Origin of the sequence: Pseudomonas sp. AF03-9, assembly GCF_020515815.1 — a bacterium.
GTDB lineage: Bacteria > Pseudomonadota > Gammaproteobacteria > Pseudomonadales > Pseudomonadaceae > Aquipseudomonas.
Window position 1 is genome coordinate 74988 of record NZ_JAHPJF010000009.1, and the last position, 14795, is coordinate 89782.

Genomic DNA, 14795 nt, shown 5'->3' on the forward strand with positions numbered 1-14795 from the left:
AAATAATCCCGCGAGGCCCACACCATCACTGTGGCAAGGGAGCTTGCTCCCGCTGGACTGCGCAGCAGTCCCTGCTCCCTCGCCACAATTACAGGCCGCGCTCAGCCTTGGTCTGCGCAACCTTATCGCGCAGGTACACCGGCGCCGCCTGGTCGGCGGGAATCGCCTCGCCCCGCTCAAAAGCAAAGCGCGCCAAGGTCAGCAGGTCTTCGGCGTGGGGCAACATGGCGGCGTCCTGCCCCACCAGCGTGACCCCAATGCGCTCGCCATAACCCCAACCGGTGCCGGCACCGAACCAGTCACCGCTGGCATCTGGTGGCAATACCGAGGATTCCGGCGGCTGCACGGCTTCCACGCCGACCAGGCGCATTTCGCCAGCGGTCTCGCGATAGCAACCCCAATAGACCTCATCCATGCGCGCGTCGATCGCCGCAGCCACCTGATACGCGCCGTGTTCGCGCAACGCGCGCTGGGCCAGCACGGCCAGGTTGGACACCGGCAACACCGGCCGCTCCAAGGCAAACGCCAAGCCCTGCACCACGCCGATAGCGATCCGCACGCCGGTAAACGCACCTGGCCCGCGGCCAAATGCGATGGCATCGACCGCCGCCAGGGTGGTGCCGGCGTCTTCGAGCAGTTGCTTGATCATCGGCAACAGCTTCTGCGCATGCAGGCGGGGGATCACCTCGTAGTGGCTTGTTACCTTGCCATCGTGCAGCAGGGCAACGGAGCAAGCTTCAGTCGCGGTGTCCAGGGCCAGCAGGGTGCTCATCGGTGTGGGTGTCCAAGTCGAAAAAAAGTGCGCCAGTATAAACAACAACGGCCCGCAAGCGGGCCGTTGTACACAAAGCTGAACGAAGGATCAGCTCAGTGCTTGCAACACCTTGGCGGTGATGGCTTCAACCGAGCCAACGCCAGGGATGTGGCTGTACTTGGGCTTGCCTTGGGCAGCCGACAGCTTCTGGTAGAAATCCACCAAAGGCTTGGTCTGGGAGTGGTAGACCGACAGGCGATGACGCACGGTTTCTTCGGTGTCGTCCTTACGCTGTACCAGCTCTTCGCCGGTCACATCGTCCTTGCCTTCGACTTTTGGCGGGTTGTACAGGGTGTGGTACACGCGGCCCGAGGCTTCGTGAACGCGACGACCGGCAATACGCTGCACGATTTCTTCATCTTCAACCGCGATTTCAACCACGGCATCCAGCTCAACGCCAGCCTTCACCAGGGCTTCAGCCTGGGGAATGGTGCGTGGGAAGCCGTCGAACAGGAAACCGTTCTTGCAGTCTTCCTGGCTGATGCGTTCCTTGACCAGGTTGATGATCAAGTCATCGGAGACCAGGCCACCGCTGTCCATCACGCTCTTGGCGATCAGGCCCAGCTCGGTGCCGGCCTTGACCGCTGCACGCAGCATGTCGCCGGTGGAGATTTGTGGAATGCCGAATTTTTCAGTGATGAACTTTGCCTGAGTACCTTTACCGGCCCCGGGAGCTCCCAGCAGAATGACGCGCATTGATGTGCTCCTCAATTTTTTATAGAGATGTCGCTCGGATTCGCCGCGTGGGGCCAATCGCGTAAAAATAGGATTCGGGCCGCCCAAACGGCCAAAGGCTGATCAAGATACACAGCGGGCGGTCACCATACAAGCCGCCAAAAGTCGCAGGAACCCGCGCAGGGCATGCGTCATAGGTAGGGTGTGCCTGAGTGCAACCCGCCCGCATAAACGCTGACCGCCCGTTTCCGGGCGGCCGTCGTGGTTTATCTGCAAGCCGTTGAGAACGCTTGGAAAACCTCAGCCGGTGTTGCGCAAACCGGCGGCAATACCGGCCACGGACACCAGCAGCGCCTGTTCCAGAGGGCTGTCCTGCGCCGCCTCTTGTTGACGCGAGCGCGCCAGCAACTCGGCCTGCAACAGGTGCAGGGGGTCGAGGTAGGTGTTGCGCAGACGGATGAACTCCAGGGTGTCCGGGCTATGGGCCAGCAGTTGCGACTGGCCAGTCAGGCCAAGCACCACACTGCATGCCTGCGACAATAGGTCGCGTAAGTGCGCCCCCAATGGCAGCAGGTCAGGCTGCACCAGACGCTCATCGTACAGTCGCGCAATGTCGGCATCGGCCTTGGCCAGCACCATTTCCAGCATATCGATGCGGGTGCGGAAGAATGGCCACTGCTCACGCATCTGCCCCAGCAGCTCGCCCTCACCGCGCTCCAGCGCCTTGCTCAGCGCCGCTTCCCAGCCAAGCCAGGCCGGCAGCATCAGGCGGGTCTGGGTCCAGCCGAAGATCCACGGAATCGCGCGCAGGCTTTCGATACCGCCCGCCCGGCGCTTGGCCGGACGGCTGCCCAAGGGCAAACGCCCCAACTCCTGCTCCGGGGTGGACTGGCGGAAGTATTCGACGAATTGCGGATTTTCCCGCACCACGGCGCGGTACGCGCTGACACCGTCTGCCGCCAATTCGTCCATCAAATGGCGCCACGCCGGTTCCGGCGGTGGTGGCGGCAACAGCGTGGCTTCCAACACGGCGGCGAGGTAGAGGTTGAGGTTTTGCTCGGCGATGTCTGGCAGGCCGAACTTGAAGCGGATCATCTCGCCTTGCTCGGTAGTACGGAAGCGCCCCGCCACCGACCCCGGCGGCTGCGACAGGATCGCCGCATGCGCCGGGCCACCACCCCGTCCAACGGTGCCACCGCGACCGTGGAACAACAGCAATTCCACCTGCTGCTCGCGGCAGATGTCGACCAGGCGTTCCTGGGCACGGTACTGCGCCCAGGCGGCGGCGGTGGTGCCGGCATCCTTGGCCGAGTCCGAGTAGCCGATCATCACTTCCTGCGGGCCTTGCAACCGCGCGCGATAGCCGGGCAGCAGCAACAGCCGCTCGATCACCGGGCCGGCGTTGTCCAGGTCAGCCAGGGTTTCGAACAGTGGCACCACACGCATCGGCCGCTGCACGCCCGATTCTTTGAGCAACAGTTGCACGGCGAGCACGTCCGACGCAGCTCCGGCCATGGAGATGACATACGAACCCAACGAAGCAGCAGGCGCGGCGGCAATTTCCTTACAGGTATTCAAGACCTCAGCGGTGTCCGCCGAGGGCTTGAAATAGCCCGGCAACAGTGGCCTACGGTTGCTCAGTTCCTTGCTCAGGAAGCTGATGCGCGCGTCTTCATCCCACTCTTCATAGCGGCCCAAGCCAAGGTAGTCGGTGATTTCGGTCATGGCTGACGAATGCCGACTGGAATCCTGGCGCACATCCAGACGCACCAGGAACAAACCGAAGGTCACCGCACGGCGCAGGCAATCGAGCAGCGGCCCATCGGCGATCACGCCCATGCCGCATTCGTGCAGCGACTGATAGCACAGTTCCAGCGGATCGAGCAGATCGCGGTTGTATTGCAGTACCTCCACGGGGGCCGGGGCGGCGGCGGTCAATGATGCGTGGGCCCATTGCCGGGTCGCGCGCAGACGTTCGCGCAGTTGTTTAAGCAGCGCACGATAGGGCTCGACACTGTCACCCACCTTGGCCTGCAACGCCGGGCTGGCTTGTTGCATCGACAGCTCCGAGGCCAGATGGTCGATATCGCGCAAGTACAAATCCGCCGCCATCCAGCGTGCCAGCAGCAACACTTCGCGAGTCACCGGCGCGGTGACGTTCGGGTTGCCGTCCCGGTCGCCGCCCATCCACGAAGCAAAGCGGATTGGCGCAGCTTCCAGCGGCAAACGCAGGCCAGTGGCGGCGTGCAGGGCCTGGTCGGCCTTGCGCAAGTAATTGGGGATGGCGTGCCACAGCGAATGCTCGATCACCGCAAAGCCCCATTTGGCTTCGTCGACCGGGGTTGGCCGGACACGGCGGATCTCTTCGGTGTGCCAGGCCTCGGCGATCAACCGTTGCAGGCGCTCGCGGATCTGCGTGCGCTCGGCGGTGGTCAGATCACGGTGATCCTGCAGCGCCAGTTGCGCGGCAATCGCATCGTATTTCTGGATCAGGGTGCGGCGCGCCACTTCGGTGGGGTGGGCGGTGAGGACCAACTCGATCTCCAACCGCGCCAGTTGGCGGGCCAGGGATTCATTGCTGTGGCCTTCGCTTTGCAGGCGCGCAAGCAGTTCAGGCAACACGCGGGATTCGAACGGCGCCGGCTGCGACTCATCGCGCCGGTGAATCAGTTGGTATTGCTCGGCGATGTTGGCGAGGTTGAGGAACTGGTTGAAGGCACGGGCCACCGGCAACAGTTCGTCTTCCTGCAACTGGTTGAGGCTGCTGCTCAACTCATCGCCAGCGCCACGTCGATCGGCCTTGGCGCCTTTGCGGATCTGCTCGATCTTGTCGAGAAAAGCATCGCCGTACTGCTCTCGAATGGTGTTGCCCAACAGTTCACCCAGCAGGTGAACATCCTCACGCAAGCGTGCATCGATATCACTCATCAGCCAACCTCCAGCCAGAAATCCGGGACGCGCAGGTCTTGCAGAGTGCCGCCAGCATTCATTTATGACAAGACTTTAAACCTTGCGCGATGCAGCTAGTCTGAAGACTAAGGCGCCTGTGTTTACCCACACGGGCGACTGGTCACTCATCACCGCCCGCCATCCCGGGCTTTATTGAGGTTGCCATGAAAATTCGAGAATTGGCCCAGCATTGGGAAGAGAACGCCAAGGGTCGCTTGACCAAGAACGCGTACGCCGTCCACTTGGATCTGGAAGCCGCCGCCCGGCTGGCGGCCATCGCCGAGATGTACCCCAAGCGCCAGCCTGAAGAACTGCTCGCCGAGTTGATCGGCGCCGCCCTGGAAGAGCTGGAAGCCAGCTTCCCCTACATCAAGGGCCAGCAGGTGATTGCCACCGATGAAGAGGGCGACCCGCTGTATGAAGATGTCGGCCCCACCCCGCGCTTTCTGACCTTGTCGCGACGCTATCTGCATGACTTGTCGGCCGCCGCCGACGAACCGACACACTGATACATCCCTTCAAACCCCTTGTATTCCGGGCCTTGAACAGGCCCGGCGTACCACTGCGCAACGCAGAAGTTCCAATTTTTTGTGCTGACCGATCAGTCAGATATTTTTTTAGGCAAATCGCCATCTTCTCTGAACTATTCAAAAAAGCCTTCGGTCACACCCAGTAAGCCATCATTTGGAACGGTCGTTTCAACAGGCGTCATGTGCCTTATCCGCCGGGCCCGCAATCGACCTTACAAGATGGATTTTAAGTTTTTCAGGAGTTATCCAATGGAGTTGAAGACGATGAAGACCAGCACTGCCAAATCCTCGTTTAACCACCTGCGCGGGCTCAAATTGGCCGCGCTGGCAATCGGCACCAGCTTCGTCCTGGCGGGCTGCGCCGGCAACCCGCCAACCGAGCAATACGCGGTGACCCAGTCTGCGGTGAACAGCGCAGTCAGCGCTGGCGGCACCGAATATGCGGCCGTGGAAATGAAGTCGGCCCAGGACAAGCTCAAGCAAGCCGAAATCGCCATGCACGACAAGAACTACGAAGAGGCCCGTCGCCTGGCCGAACAAGCTGAATGGGACGCTCGCGTGGCTGAGCGCAAATCCCAGGCGGCCAAGGCTGAACAGGCTGTGAAGGATTCCCAGAAAGCTGTTCAGGAGCTGCGTCAGGAAGGCATGCGCCCGGCTGTGATCAAACAGCAATAAGCCGCCGCCCCCGATTGCACTGCACCCGATATCGAATTGAAAGGACGACACGACTATGCGTAAACAATTGATGATCCCTGCCCTGCTGGCGATGAGCGTTGCCCTGGCGGCCTGCTCCACCCCGCCGAACGCGAACCTGGAAAACGCACGGACCAACTTCTCGGCCCTGCAAACCAACCCGCAAGCCACCAAGCTGGCGGCACTGGAAACCAAGGACGCCAGCGAATGGCTGGACAAGGCTGACAAAGCCTACCGTGATAAGGAAGACCAGAAGAAAGTCGACCAACTGGCCTACCTGACCAACCAGCGTGTTGAAGTGGCCAAGGACACCATCGTGTTGCGCGAGTCCGAAGCCAAGCTGAAAAACGCCGGCGACGAACGTGCCCGCGCCCTGCTTGAGGCCCGCGACGCGCAAATCAAGCAACTGCAAGACAGCCTGAACGCCAAGCAGACCGAGCGCGGTACGCTGGTGACCTTTGGTGACGTGCTGTTCGCCACCAACAAGTCCGACCTCAAATCCAGCGGCCTGGTCAACATCACCAAGCTGGCGCAGTTCCTGCGCGACAACCCGGACCGTAAAGTGATCGTCGAAGGCTATACCGATAGCACCGGGTCCGATTCGTATAACCAGAGCCTGTCCGAGCGCCGTGCGGCTTCGGTACAGCGCGCACTGGCACAGCAAGGCGTGGATATTTCGCGCATCGTGACCCAGGGTTACGGCAAGGAATACCCGGTAGCCGACAACGGCAGCGTGTCGGGCCGTGCCATGAACCGCCGTGTTGAAGTGACTATTTCCAACGACAACCAGCCGGTCAAGCCACGGTCTTCCGTCGCCAATTGATTGAAGCTGGATAGAAAAACCCACCTCACGGTGGGTTTTTTTTGAGTATCAGAACTTGATCTGCTGGCCGGTATTCTCATCTCGCAGCTTCACGCTTTGAGTGTCGTATGAATTGTCCGAGAGCTTGGCCAGCAAGGTCTCGATCTTCTGTTCCTGCGCGTCGCGCCGCTCCAGCGCCGCTTGACATCTGGCCATGTCCAGCATGTTGCGTATTGCACCAATGACTATCGCCACATTCTTACCCCGCCCTGTGTAAGTGTCCTCGCCTTCTGTGGCTTCTTACACAATACGGTTCCAGATATTTCCGTGTACGGCCTATTGCTGCAATTGCGGGGTTTCCTGACCCAGGCAACGCACGGCTTGCTTCTTGTTGTTCACCAGCACACCGCTCAAGCCTTTCTGTTCGGTATCAAACATCACCAGCACGCCATCGACGCACTGCGCCACTTGCGCGGCCGGTGTCAGGGAAATCTTGTAATCCTCGCCGGGCACGGTCTTGAGCATGGTGAAGTCGCTGAGCAGCAACGCATCTTCGGGCTTGGCGAAGTGCAGGTAGCCATAGAACCACAGGCAGCCAACGGTGCCGATAATAGTGCCGATGCCGGTGAGGATCAGGGGGATCATGTTGCGTTCTTCGCTCATTGCGGGCTCTCTGATGAATCAACTTTGGGAATCGGATAGTTCGGAATTTCGCCCAGGCGGCGTAGGCCGTTGAAGTGCTGCGGGTCATCCAGATAACGCAGCATCACGGTCTGCCAGGTCTTGTCGGCAAAAGTCTGCACATGACCGCCACGGGTCAACTGCAGCACTCTCGGTGGCGGCGCCGCCTGATACAGACGGATGCCATTGGCCAGGGGCACGATCGGGTCGTCCAGGCTGTGGAACAGCAGCTTCGGCACGCCGGTCAGCCTGGGCATGTCATGGATGGCGCTGTCGCGGTCCGGCACCAGCCAGGACAAGGGCACTTGCAACGGCCATGTTAACCAGGAGGTGCTCAGCGCGAATTGTCCTACATCACGATAACTGGCGGGCACTCCGTCCAGCACCAGCGCCTTGAGCTGCGCCTGACGCTCCGGATGGCCCGCCAGGTAATGCACCGCCAGCGCACCGCCGAGACTTTGGCCGAGGACGATCAACGGTTGGTGCTGGGTTTCGGCGGCGGTGTCGATCCAGCTGAACGCCGCGTCGAGGTCCTGGTAGACCGCCGGCAGTGATGGTTTGCCTTCGGACAGGCCATAACCGCGATAGTCCAGGAGCAGCACCTGGTAGCCCTGTTCCGGCAACCACCAACTGCCACCGAGGTGCCAGGCCAGGTTGCCGCCGTTGCCGTGCAGGTGCAGTACGGTGCCCTTGAGCGCCACACCAGGCTTGGCCGGCAGCCACCAGGCGTGGAGTTTCACCCCATCGGCGGTGGTGAGGGTCACGTCACGGTAGGCCAGGTGGGCTTTTTCCGGGGTGAACGGCAGGCCGGGCTCGGGGTAGAACAGCAGGGAGCTGCAACCGTTCAAGGTCAGTAGCAGGCACAGAATGCCGAGGATTCTCATCCGTTGAAGCCTCGCTATTATTCGATTTTCAGACTCACAGTGATTCAACAGTGGGAGCGGGGTTCTGTGGGAGCGGGCTTGCTCGCGAAGACGGAGTGTCAGCCAACTCATGTGTATCTGAAACACCGCCTTCGCGAGCAAGCCCGCTCCCACACAAGCTCTCTACCACATTGAGATCCGGTTTGGTCAGAGGATGTTGGAGTAATCCGCCTCGATCCGATCCAGGCTCAAGTGATTGAGGAAGTTGGAGAAGCACATCCACGCCGCCAGCGCGTTCATGTCGCGGAACTGCTCCGGCAGGTACTTCGGCGGCACCACCAGGCCTTCATCCACCAGTTGGCGCAAGGTGCGCATGTCTTCCAGGGTGGTCTTGCCGCAGAACAACAGCGGCACTTGCTCCAGCTTGCCTTTACGCACGGCCAGCTGGATATAGTTGTAGACCATGATAAAGCCCTTGAGGTAGGACAAATCCTTGGTAAACGGCAGCCCCGTCGGCACCGAGCCACGGAAGACGCGACTGGCGTTGCCGTAGCTTTCGGCCATTTCAAAGCCCTGCTCACGGAAGAACTCGAATACCTGCAAGAAGTCGGCGCCCTCCTCCACCATGTGGATGGCGCGGGTGCGGTTGGTCAGTTTGCGCAGGCGGCTTGGGTAGGAGGCAAAGGTGATGATCTCCATCAGGATCGCCAGGCCTTCCTGGGTCACGGTGGAGGACGGCGGGCCCTTGGACAGGAAGGTGCAGATCGGCTGGTTCTGGCCGTTGAGGGTGGTGCCCACGTGCACCAGGCCTTCATGCACCTCCAGGGCACGCACGTCGCGGTCGTTGAACATCGCGTCGGCGCGGATCTTGATGTAGTCGGCGCCGGCGGCGGCATCGGCGACGATGCCGTCGGACTCGAACACGCGGATGGTTTCTTCGGCCTCGCCAAACACCTTGTTCAGGCGGGTTTGCAGCAGGGCCACGGCGTCCTTGGCGGTGAGGGTCTTGGCCTCATCCTTCAAGTCGCCACGGCCGTCGATATTGTTCAGGTAATCGGAAAGCATCAGGCCCAGGTCAGCCAGGGTCGGGTCGCCGGCGTGGAAGGCATCGGAAGCGGCGCCGTAGAGCTCCTGGGAAATCAGGCCGAAATCCTCGGTGCCACGCGCTTCGAGCATGCGCACCACCATGCGGTATTCCTTGCACATGCGGCGCATGATCTGCCCCACCGGGCTGAACTGGCCGAGGCGACGGGTGATGTCGCGCTCGATGTTCTGGAATTCCAGCTTGACCGCACTGGAGTCGAACGACAGCGGTCGGTTCTGGTAATAGTCGCGGCTCACGGCAGGCATTTCCTTGCCCTTGGCCTTGAGGAATCCCTGGCGAATGTTGTCGTCCCACTTCACAGCGTCGAGGACGCGAATCGGTGTTTGTGCCAGCACAATGCGATCAGACAAGGTGCGTATCGTCTGCTGGTAATCGTCCACCTGATGCTTCCTCTTTAAACGTTATGTGCCCGCGCGCGGCCCGCGTGTCAGCAGCCTACGTCAGACCGAAGCCAACACCAAATGCATGTAGCGCTTGAGGATCTCAAGCATCTCCTCAGCGGTCAGCGGTTCGGGGCTGCCCAGCAGGCCCTGATACTCCATCCGACCGATTATAGCCGTCAACACCTTGGCATCCTGTTGTGGCTCGCGCGAACCCAGTACCCGGAAAAACTGCTCGGTGCCCTGCAACAGGATCTGCTGGTGGGAACGCACCAGTTCGGCCAGGCGCGGGTTCAACAGAGCCTCCTGGCGAAAGGCCTGCTCGGCCATCAGGTGTTCGCGCCGGTTGGTCAGCTGACGCATCACGTAATCGGCGGTCAACCGCGCAATGTCGTCGGCCAACTGCGAACGCGACTGCGGGCTGCCATCGCCATAAGCGACCATTTCCCGCAGCAGGCCCTCGTTGCGCACCCACAGCTTGCCCATGAACTCGGCGCTGCGTTCGACGTACTGAGCAAAGGTATCGGTGAGCAGATCATCGATGTCCTTGAAGTAATAGGTGGTGGCCGACAATGGCACCCCCGCCTCCGCCGCCACTGCCCGATGGCGAACGGCGCGAACGCCATCACGCACGACGATGCGCATGGCCGCATCGAGAATATCTTGCCGGCGCTGCTCACTGCCCCGGCGGCTGGCCTTGCGGCCCTGATACTGGACGCTTTCCACCACAGCGGCAGCAATGCCGGCGGCGCTTTCTTGAGCGGTTACGCGGTTCACCCAAACACATCCTTGAATAGATCAAAACCTGGCGCTGTTTGCTTGACGCTTAAATACGCCGCATAAAAAAGCCGCCTTATAAAAGGCGGCTTCGGATTTCACTACGCTTACGCTTGTGGCCGCATGTGCGGGAACAAGATCACATCACGGATCGACGGTGAGTTGGTCAACAGCATCACCAGGCGGTCGATACCGATACCTTCACCTGCGGTCGGCGGCATGCCGTATTCCAGGGCGCGGACGAAGTCGGCGTCGTAGTGCATGGCTTCGTCGTCACCGGCGTCCTTGTCGGCCACCTGGGCCATGAAACGCTCGGCCTGGTCTTCCGCGTCGTTCAACTCGGAGTAGGCGTTGGCGATTTCGCGGCCACCGATGAACAGTTCGAAACGGTCGGTGACGTTCGGGTTGTCATCGTTGCGACGGGCCAGCGGCGACACTTCGAACGGGTACTGGGTAATGAAGTGCGGTTGTTCCAGCTTGTGCTCCACCAGTTCTTCGAAAATCATCACCTGCAGTTTGCCCAGGCCTTCGAAGCCCAGCACCTTGGCGCCGGCTTTCTTGGCGATGGCGCGGGCCTTGTCGATGTCGTTCAGGTCGTCAGCGGTCAACTCAGGGTTGTACTTGAGGATCGAATCGAACACCGACAGACGCACGAACGGCTCGCCGAAGTGGAACACCTTGTCGCCGTACGGCACGTCGGTGCTGCCCAGGACCAGCTGTGCCAGCTCGCGGAACAGCTCTTCGGTCAGGTCCATGTTGTCTTCGTAGTCGGCGTAGGCCTGGTAGAACTCCAACATGGTGAATTCTGGGTTGTGACGGGTCGAAACGCCTTCGTTACGGAAGTTGCGGTTGATCTCGAACACCTTTTCAAACCCGCCAACCACCAGGCGCTTGAGGTACAGCTCGGGGGCGATACGCAGGAACATTTCCATGTCCAGCGCGTTGTGGTGCGTCTCGAACGGCTTGGCTGCGGCACCACCGGGGATGGTTTGCAGCATCGGGGTTTCAACTTCGAGGAAGTCACGCTGCATCAGGAAGCTGCGGATGTGCGCGATGACTTGCGAACGTACGCGGAAAGTGTGGCGCACGTCTTCGTTGACGATCAGGTCAACGTAGCGCTGACGGTAGCGCTGCTCGGTGTCGGTCAGGCCGTGGTGCTTGTCCGGCAGCGGGCGCAGGGATTTGGTCAGCAGGCGCACTTCGGTCATTTCGACGTACAGGTCGCCCTTGCCGGAGCGGGCCAGGGTGCCGACGGCGGCAATGATGTCGCCCATGTCCCAGGTTTTCACCGCGGCCAGGGTTTCTTCCGACAGGGTCTTGCGGTTGACGTAGACCTGGATGCGACCGGTCATGTCCTGGATCACCATGAACGAGCCACGGTTGAGCATGATGCGACCGGCAACCTTGACCGGGATTGCAGCTTCTGCCAGTTCTTCCTTGGTCATGTCCGCGTATTTCTTCTGCAGTTCTTCGCAGTAGTGTTCGCGACGGAAGTCGTTCGGGAAGGCATTGCCCTTGGCGCGCTCGGCAGCAAGCTTTTCCTTGCGCAGGGCGATCAGGGAGTTTTCTTCCTGTTGCAGGGCTTGCGGGTCGAGTTGTTGGTCGCTCATGTCTTTAAATATTCCATCAGGTTCGTTGCCCCAGCCTGCGGCTGGGGATCGCGGGCAAGCCCGCTCCCACAGGGATCGAGGGGTGTCAGGCAATCCCGCATTGCATGTGTTACAGGCCTGATTTCAGGCTGGCTTCCAGGTATTCGTCGATGTCGCCGTCGAGCACCTTGTCGCAGTCACTGCGTTCGATGTTAGTGCGCAAATCCTTGATCCGCGATGCATCAAGCACATAGGAGCGGATCTGGTGACCCCAGCCGATGTCCGACTTGGTGTCTTCCAGCGCTTGCGAGGCGGCATTGCGCTTCTGCATTTCCTGCTCGTACAACTTGGCCCGCAGCATTTTCATGGCGGTGTCTTTGTTGGCGTGCTGGGAACGTTCGTTCTGGCAGCTGACCACGGTGTTGGTCGGTACGTGGGTGATACGTACGGCCGAGTCGGTGGTGTTTACGTGCTGGCCACCGGCACCGGAGGAACGGTAGGTGTCGATGCGCAGGTCCGCCGGGTTGATCTCGATTTCGACCTTGTCGTCGATCTCTGGCGAGACGAACACCGCGCAGAACGAGGTATGGCGACGGTTGCCGGAGTCGAACGGGCTCTTGCGTACCAGGCGGTGCACGCCGATCTCGGTGCGCAACCAACCAAAGGCGTATTCACCCTTGATATGCACGGTCGCGCCCTTGATACCGGCGACTTCACCGGCGGACAGTTCCATGATGGTCGCGTCGAAACCGCGCTTGTCGGCCCAGCGCAGGTACATGCGCAGCAGGATGTTGGCCCAGTCCTGGGCCTCGGTACCACCGGAGCCGGCCTGGATGTCCAGGTAGGCGTTGTTGGGGTCCATTTCATGGCTGAACATGCGGCGGAATTCGAGTTTGGCGAGGTTTTCCTCGAGACGGGCCAGCTCGGCGATGACATCGCCCACTGCGCCTTCGTCGTTTTCCTCGACGGCCATGTCCAGCAGGTCACGGCAATCGGCCAGACCGGTGTTCAGTTCGTCGAGGGTGTCGACGATCTGCGCCAGCGCAGCGCGCTCGCGGCCCAGTTCCTGGGCGTATTCAGGTTTGTTCCAGACAGCAGGATCTTCAAGCTCGCGATTGACTTCGGTCAGACGCTCATGCTTTTGATCGTAGTCAAAGATACCCCCGAATAGTTTCGGAGCGCTCGGACAGGTCCTTGATGGTGTTAAGGATCGGGTTGATTTCCATGGCGGGCAGCACTCGTTGGCGAACTTTTGAAAGCCGGCGAGTATAACGGGAAATGGGGGGCAGCGGCAGCCCGCTTGGCGAAAAGGCTCGGGGTTGGTGGTGGTTTGTTGGTGGTGGGCATATCCGTTGCTGCGGTAACGGCCACTTAGGGTTTCGCGCTTACAGCGACTCACTTTTGGAAAGAGCCCAAAAGTAAGCAAAAGGCTCTTGCCCCAACACTCGGCACCTCGCCTAGGCTCGGTGTGCCCGTAATCCGCCATGGATTTGGGGGGCCGCCTAAGATCAAGATCAAAAGCCAGAGCCAGAGCCAGAGCCAGAGCCAGAGCCAGAGCCAGAGCCAGAGCAAACTACAGTTCCATCTGAATACATGGAGATCCAAATGTGGGAGCGGGCTTGCTCGCGAATGCGGTGTGTCAGTCAACTCACTCATTGACTGATCCACCGCATTCGCGAGCAAGCCCGCTCCCACAGTTTTGACCCCGTTCAACCCGCCCATGCCGGTCGGCTCCAAGGCCGCCGCGCTCTGGCTTTTGATCTTGGGTCGCCCCGTCAAACACGCTGGCCGTTTGGTTACTTTTGGGTCCCTCCAAAAGTGACCCGCTGTAAGAGCGGAACCATAAGCAGCCGTTACCGAAGAAACGGATATGTACCCAGCAAAACCCAGCGAAACCCAGCCCTACTCGATACCCACCTGATTGCGCCCATTATGCTTGGCCGTATACAACCCCTTGTCCGCCGCCAATATCAACTGCCGGCAATCACCGCCCTGCTGCGGCGTAACGGTGGACAGGCCAATACTGACGGTCAGGCTCGCACCTTCCGTCGGTGCAATGTGCGGGATCTTCAGCGCCGCAACCGCCATGCGCAGCTTCTCGGCCACCAGGCGCGCGCCACCCGGCGAGGTGTTCGGCAGCACCAGCGCGAACTCTTCGCCGCCATAACGCGCCGGCAGGTCCGAAGGACGACTGCTGGCATCGCGGATGGTCGCGGCGACTTTGCGCAGGGCTTCGTCGCCTTCGACGTGGCCAAAGCTGTCGTTATAGGTCTTGAAGAAGTCCACATCGATCATCAGCAACGACAACTGGGTCTGGTCACGCATGGCGCGGCGCCATTCCAGCTCCAGGTATTCGTCGAAGTGGCGACGGTTGGACAGCCCGGTGAGGCCATCGGAGTTCATCAACCGTTGCAGCACCAGGTTGGTGTCGAGCAACTGCTGCTGGCTGACCCGCAGTGCGCGATACGCCGCATCACGCTGCAGCAGGGTCATGTAGGAGCGCGAGTGATAGCGGATACGCGCCACCAGCTCGATGTTGTCCGGCAACTTGACCAGATAGTCGTTGGCCCCGGCCGAGAACGCCGCGCTCTTGATCAGCGGGTCTTCCTTGGTCGAAAGCACGATGATCGGGATGTTCGCCGTGGCCGGGTGGTTGCGGTAGTCGCGTACCAACGTCAGCCCGTCGAGACCGGGCATGACCAGGTCTTGCAGGATCACTGTCGGCTTGATGCGGATCGCCTGGGCGATGGCCTGGTGCGGGTCGGCGCAAAAATGGAAGTCGATGTTTTCTTCGTGGGCCAGCCCACGCCGTACGGCTTCGCCGATCATGGCCTGGTCGTCGACCAGCAACACCATGGCGGCGTTTTCGTCGGTCTTGATGTCGTCGATCTGTAAATCATTCATGTGCAATCACCTGAATTACTGCCTGCAAGCCAG

Annotated in this window: 14 protein-coding genes; 3 read left to right on the forward strand and 11 right to left on the reverse strand. The window is 60.6% G+C overall.

Going from position 1 to position 14795, the window contains the following annotated elements:
* Nucleotides 1-88: 88 nt before the first annotated feature.
* The 3 genes from tsaB to ppc form a co-directional block, all read right to left on the reverse strand.
* Nucleotides 89-772, reverse strand: a complete 684-nt coding sequence (gene tsaB, locus LIY36_RS12975; RefSeq protein ID WP_192299376.1) for a tRNA (adenosine(37)-N6)-threonylcarbamoyltransferase complex dimerization subunit type 1 TsaB — start codon at nt 770-772, stop codon at nt 89-91.
* A gap of 90 nt (nt 773-862) precedes the next feature.
* Complete coding sequence (gene adk, locus LIY36_RS12980) at nt 863-1510, reverse strand: adenylate kinase (protein ID WP_192299377.1); 648 nt, start codon at nt 1508-1510, stop codon at nt 863-865.
* A 279-nt stretch (nt 1511-1789) separates the two neighbouring features.
* Complete coding sequence (gene ppc, locus LIY36_RS12985) at nt 1790-4417, reverse strand: phosphoenolpyruvate carboxylase (RefSeq protein WP_192299378.1); 2628 nt, start codon at nt 4415-4417, stop codon at nt 1790-1792.
* A gap of 185 nt (nt 4418-4602) precedes the next feature.
* Here ppc and LIY36_RS12990 point away from each other — a divergent pair, with 185 nt between their 5' ends.
* The 3 genes from LIY36_RS12990 (at nt 4603) to LIY36_RS13000 (ending at nt 6484) form a co-directional block, all read left to right on the forward strand.
* Nucleotides 4603-4947 carry a pilin assembly protein gene (locus tag LIY36_RS12990; RefSeq protein ID WP_192299379.1) on the forward strand — a complete coding sequence of 115 codons (345 nt, stop codon included), beginning with the start codon at nt 4603-4605 and terminating at the stop codon, nt 4945-4947.
* A gap of 270 nt (nt 4948-5217) precedes the next feature.
* Nucleotides 5218-5643 (forward strand): DUF4398 domain-containing protein, encoded by a 426-nt coding sequence (locus LIY36_RS12995; protein WP_192299380.1) that lies wholly within the window; start codon nt 5218-5220, stop codon nt 5641-5643.
* Nucleotides 5644-5698: 55 nt separating this feature from the next.
* Nucleotides 5699-6484: an OmpA family protein gene (locus LIY36_RS13000; RefSeq protein WP_226455892.1), complete on the forward strand. Its 786-nt coding sequence runs from the start codon at nt 5699-5701 to the stop codon at nt 6482-6484.
* A 48-nt stretch (nt 6485-6532) separates the two neighbouring features.
* On the opposite strand, the gene LIY36_RS13005 is transcribed toward LIY36_RS13000, so the two are convergent.
* The 8 genes from LIY36_RS13005 to LIY36_RS13040 form a co-directional block, all read right to left on the reverse strand.
* The gene (locus LIY36_RS13005) at nt 6533-6679 is read right to left on the reverse strand and encodes a hypothetical protein (protein WP_226455893.1); all 147 of its coding nucleotides are present in this window, start codon (nt 6677-6679) and stop codon (nt 6533-6535) included.
* Between the two features lie 120 nt (nt 6680-6799).
* Nucleotides 6800-7126 carry a hypothetical protein gene (locus LIY36_RS13010; protein ID WP_104995690.1) on the reverse strand — a complete coding sequence of 109 codons (327 nt, stop codon included), beginning with the start codon at nt 7124-7126 and terminating at the stop codon, nt 6800-6802.
* Nucleotides 7123-8028, reverse strand: a complete 906-nt coding sequence (locus LIY36_RS13015; protein ID WP_226455894.1) for an alpha/beta hydrolase — start codon at nt 8026-8028, stop codon at nt 7123-7125. Before LIY36_RS13015 ends, LIY36_RS13010 begins: the two co-directional genes overlap by 4 nt.
* A 186-nt stretch (nt 8029-8214) precedes the next feature.
* A complete protein-coding gene (locus tag LIY36_RS13020; RefSeq protein WP_192297249.1) occupies nt 8215-9492 on the reverse strand; it encodes a flavohemoglobin expression-modulating QEGLA motif protein in 1278 nt (425 codons plus the stop codon).
* 60 nt (nt 9493-9552) lie between these two features.
* Nucleotides 9553-10269: a TetR/AcrR family transcriptional regulator gene (locus LIY36_RS13025; protein ID WP_192297250.1), complete on the reverse strand. Its 717-nt coding sequence runs from the start codon at nt 10267-10269 to the stop codon at nt 9553-9555.
* Nucleotides 10270-10376: 107 nt separating this feature from the next.
* Nucleotides 10377-11879, reverse strand: coding sequence for a lysine--tRNA ligase (gene lysS, locus LIY36_RS13030; protein ID WP_192297251.1), 1503 nt, complete (start codon nt 11877-11879; stop codon nt 10377-10379).
* 109 nt (nt 11880-11988) lie between these two features.
* Nucleotides 11989-13084 (reverse strand): peptide chain release factor 2 gene (gene prfB, locus LIY36_RS13035; RefSeq protein WP_192297252.1). Its coding sequence is split into 2 segments (ribosomal slippage): nt 11989-13011 and nt 13013-13084, totalling 1095 coding nucleotides; the frame shifts between segments, so codons are not numbered across the junction.
* A gap of 676 nt (nt 13085-13760) precedes the next feature.
* Entirely contained in the window at nt 13761-14762 is a 1002-nt protein-coding gene (locus tag LIY36_RS13040; RefSeq protein ID WP_192297253.1) for a diguanylate cyclase, read from the reverse strand.
* Nucleotides 14763-14795 lie beyond the last annotated feature (33 nt).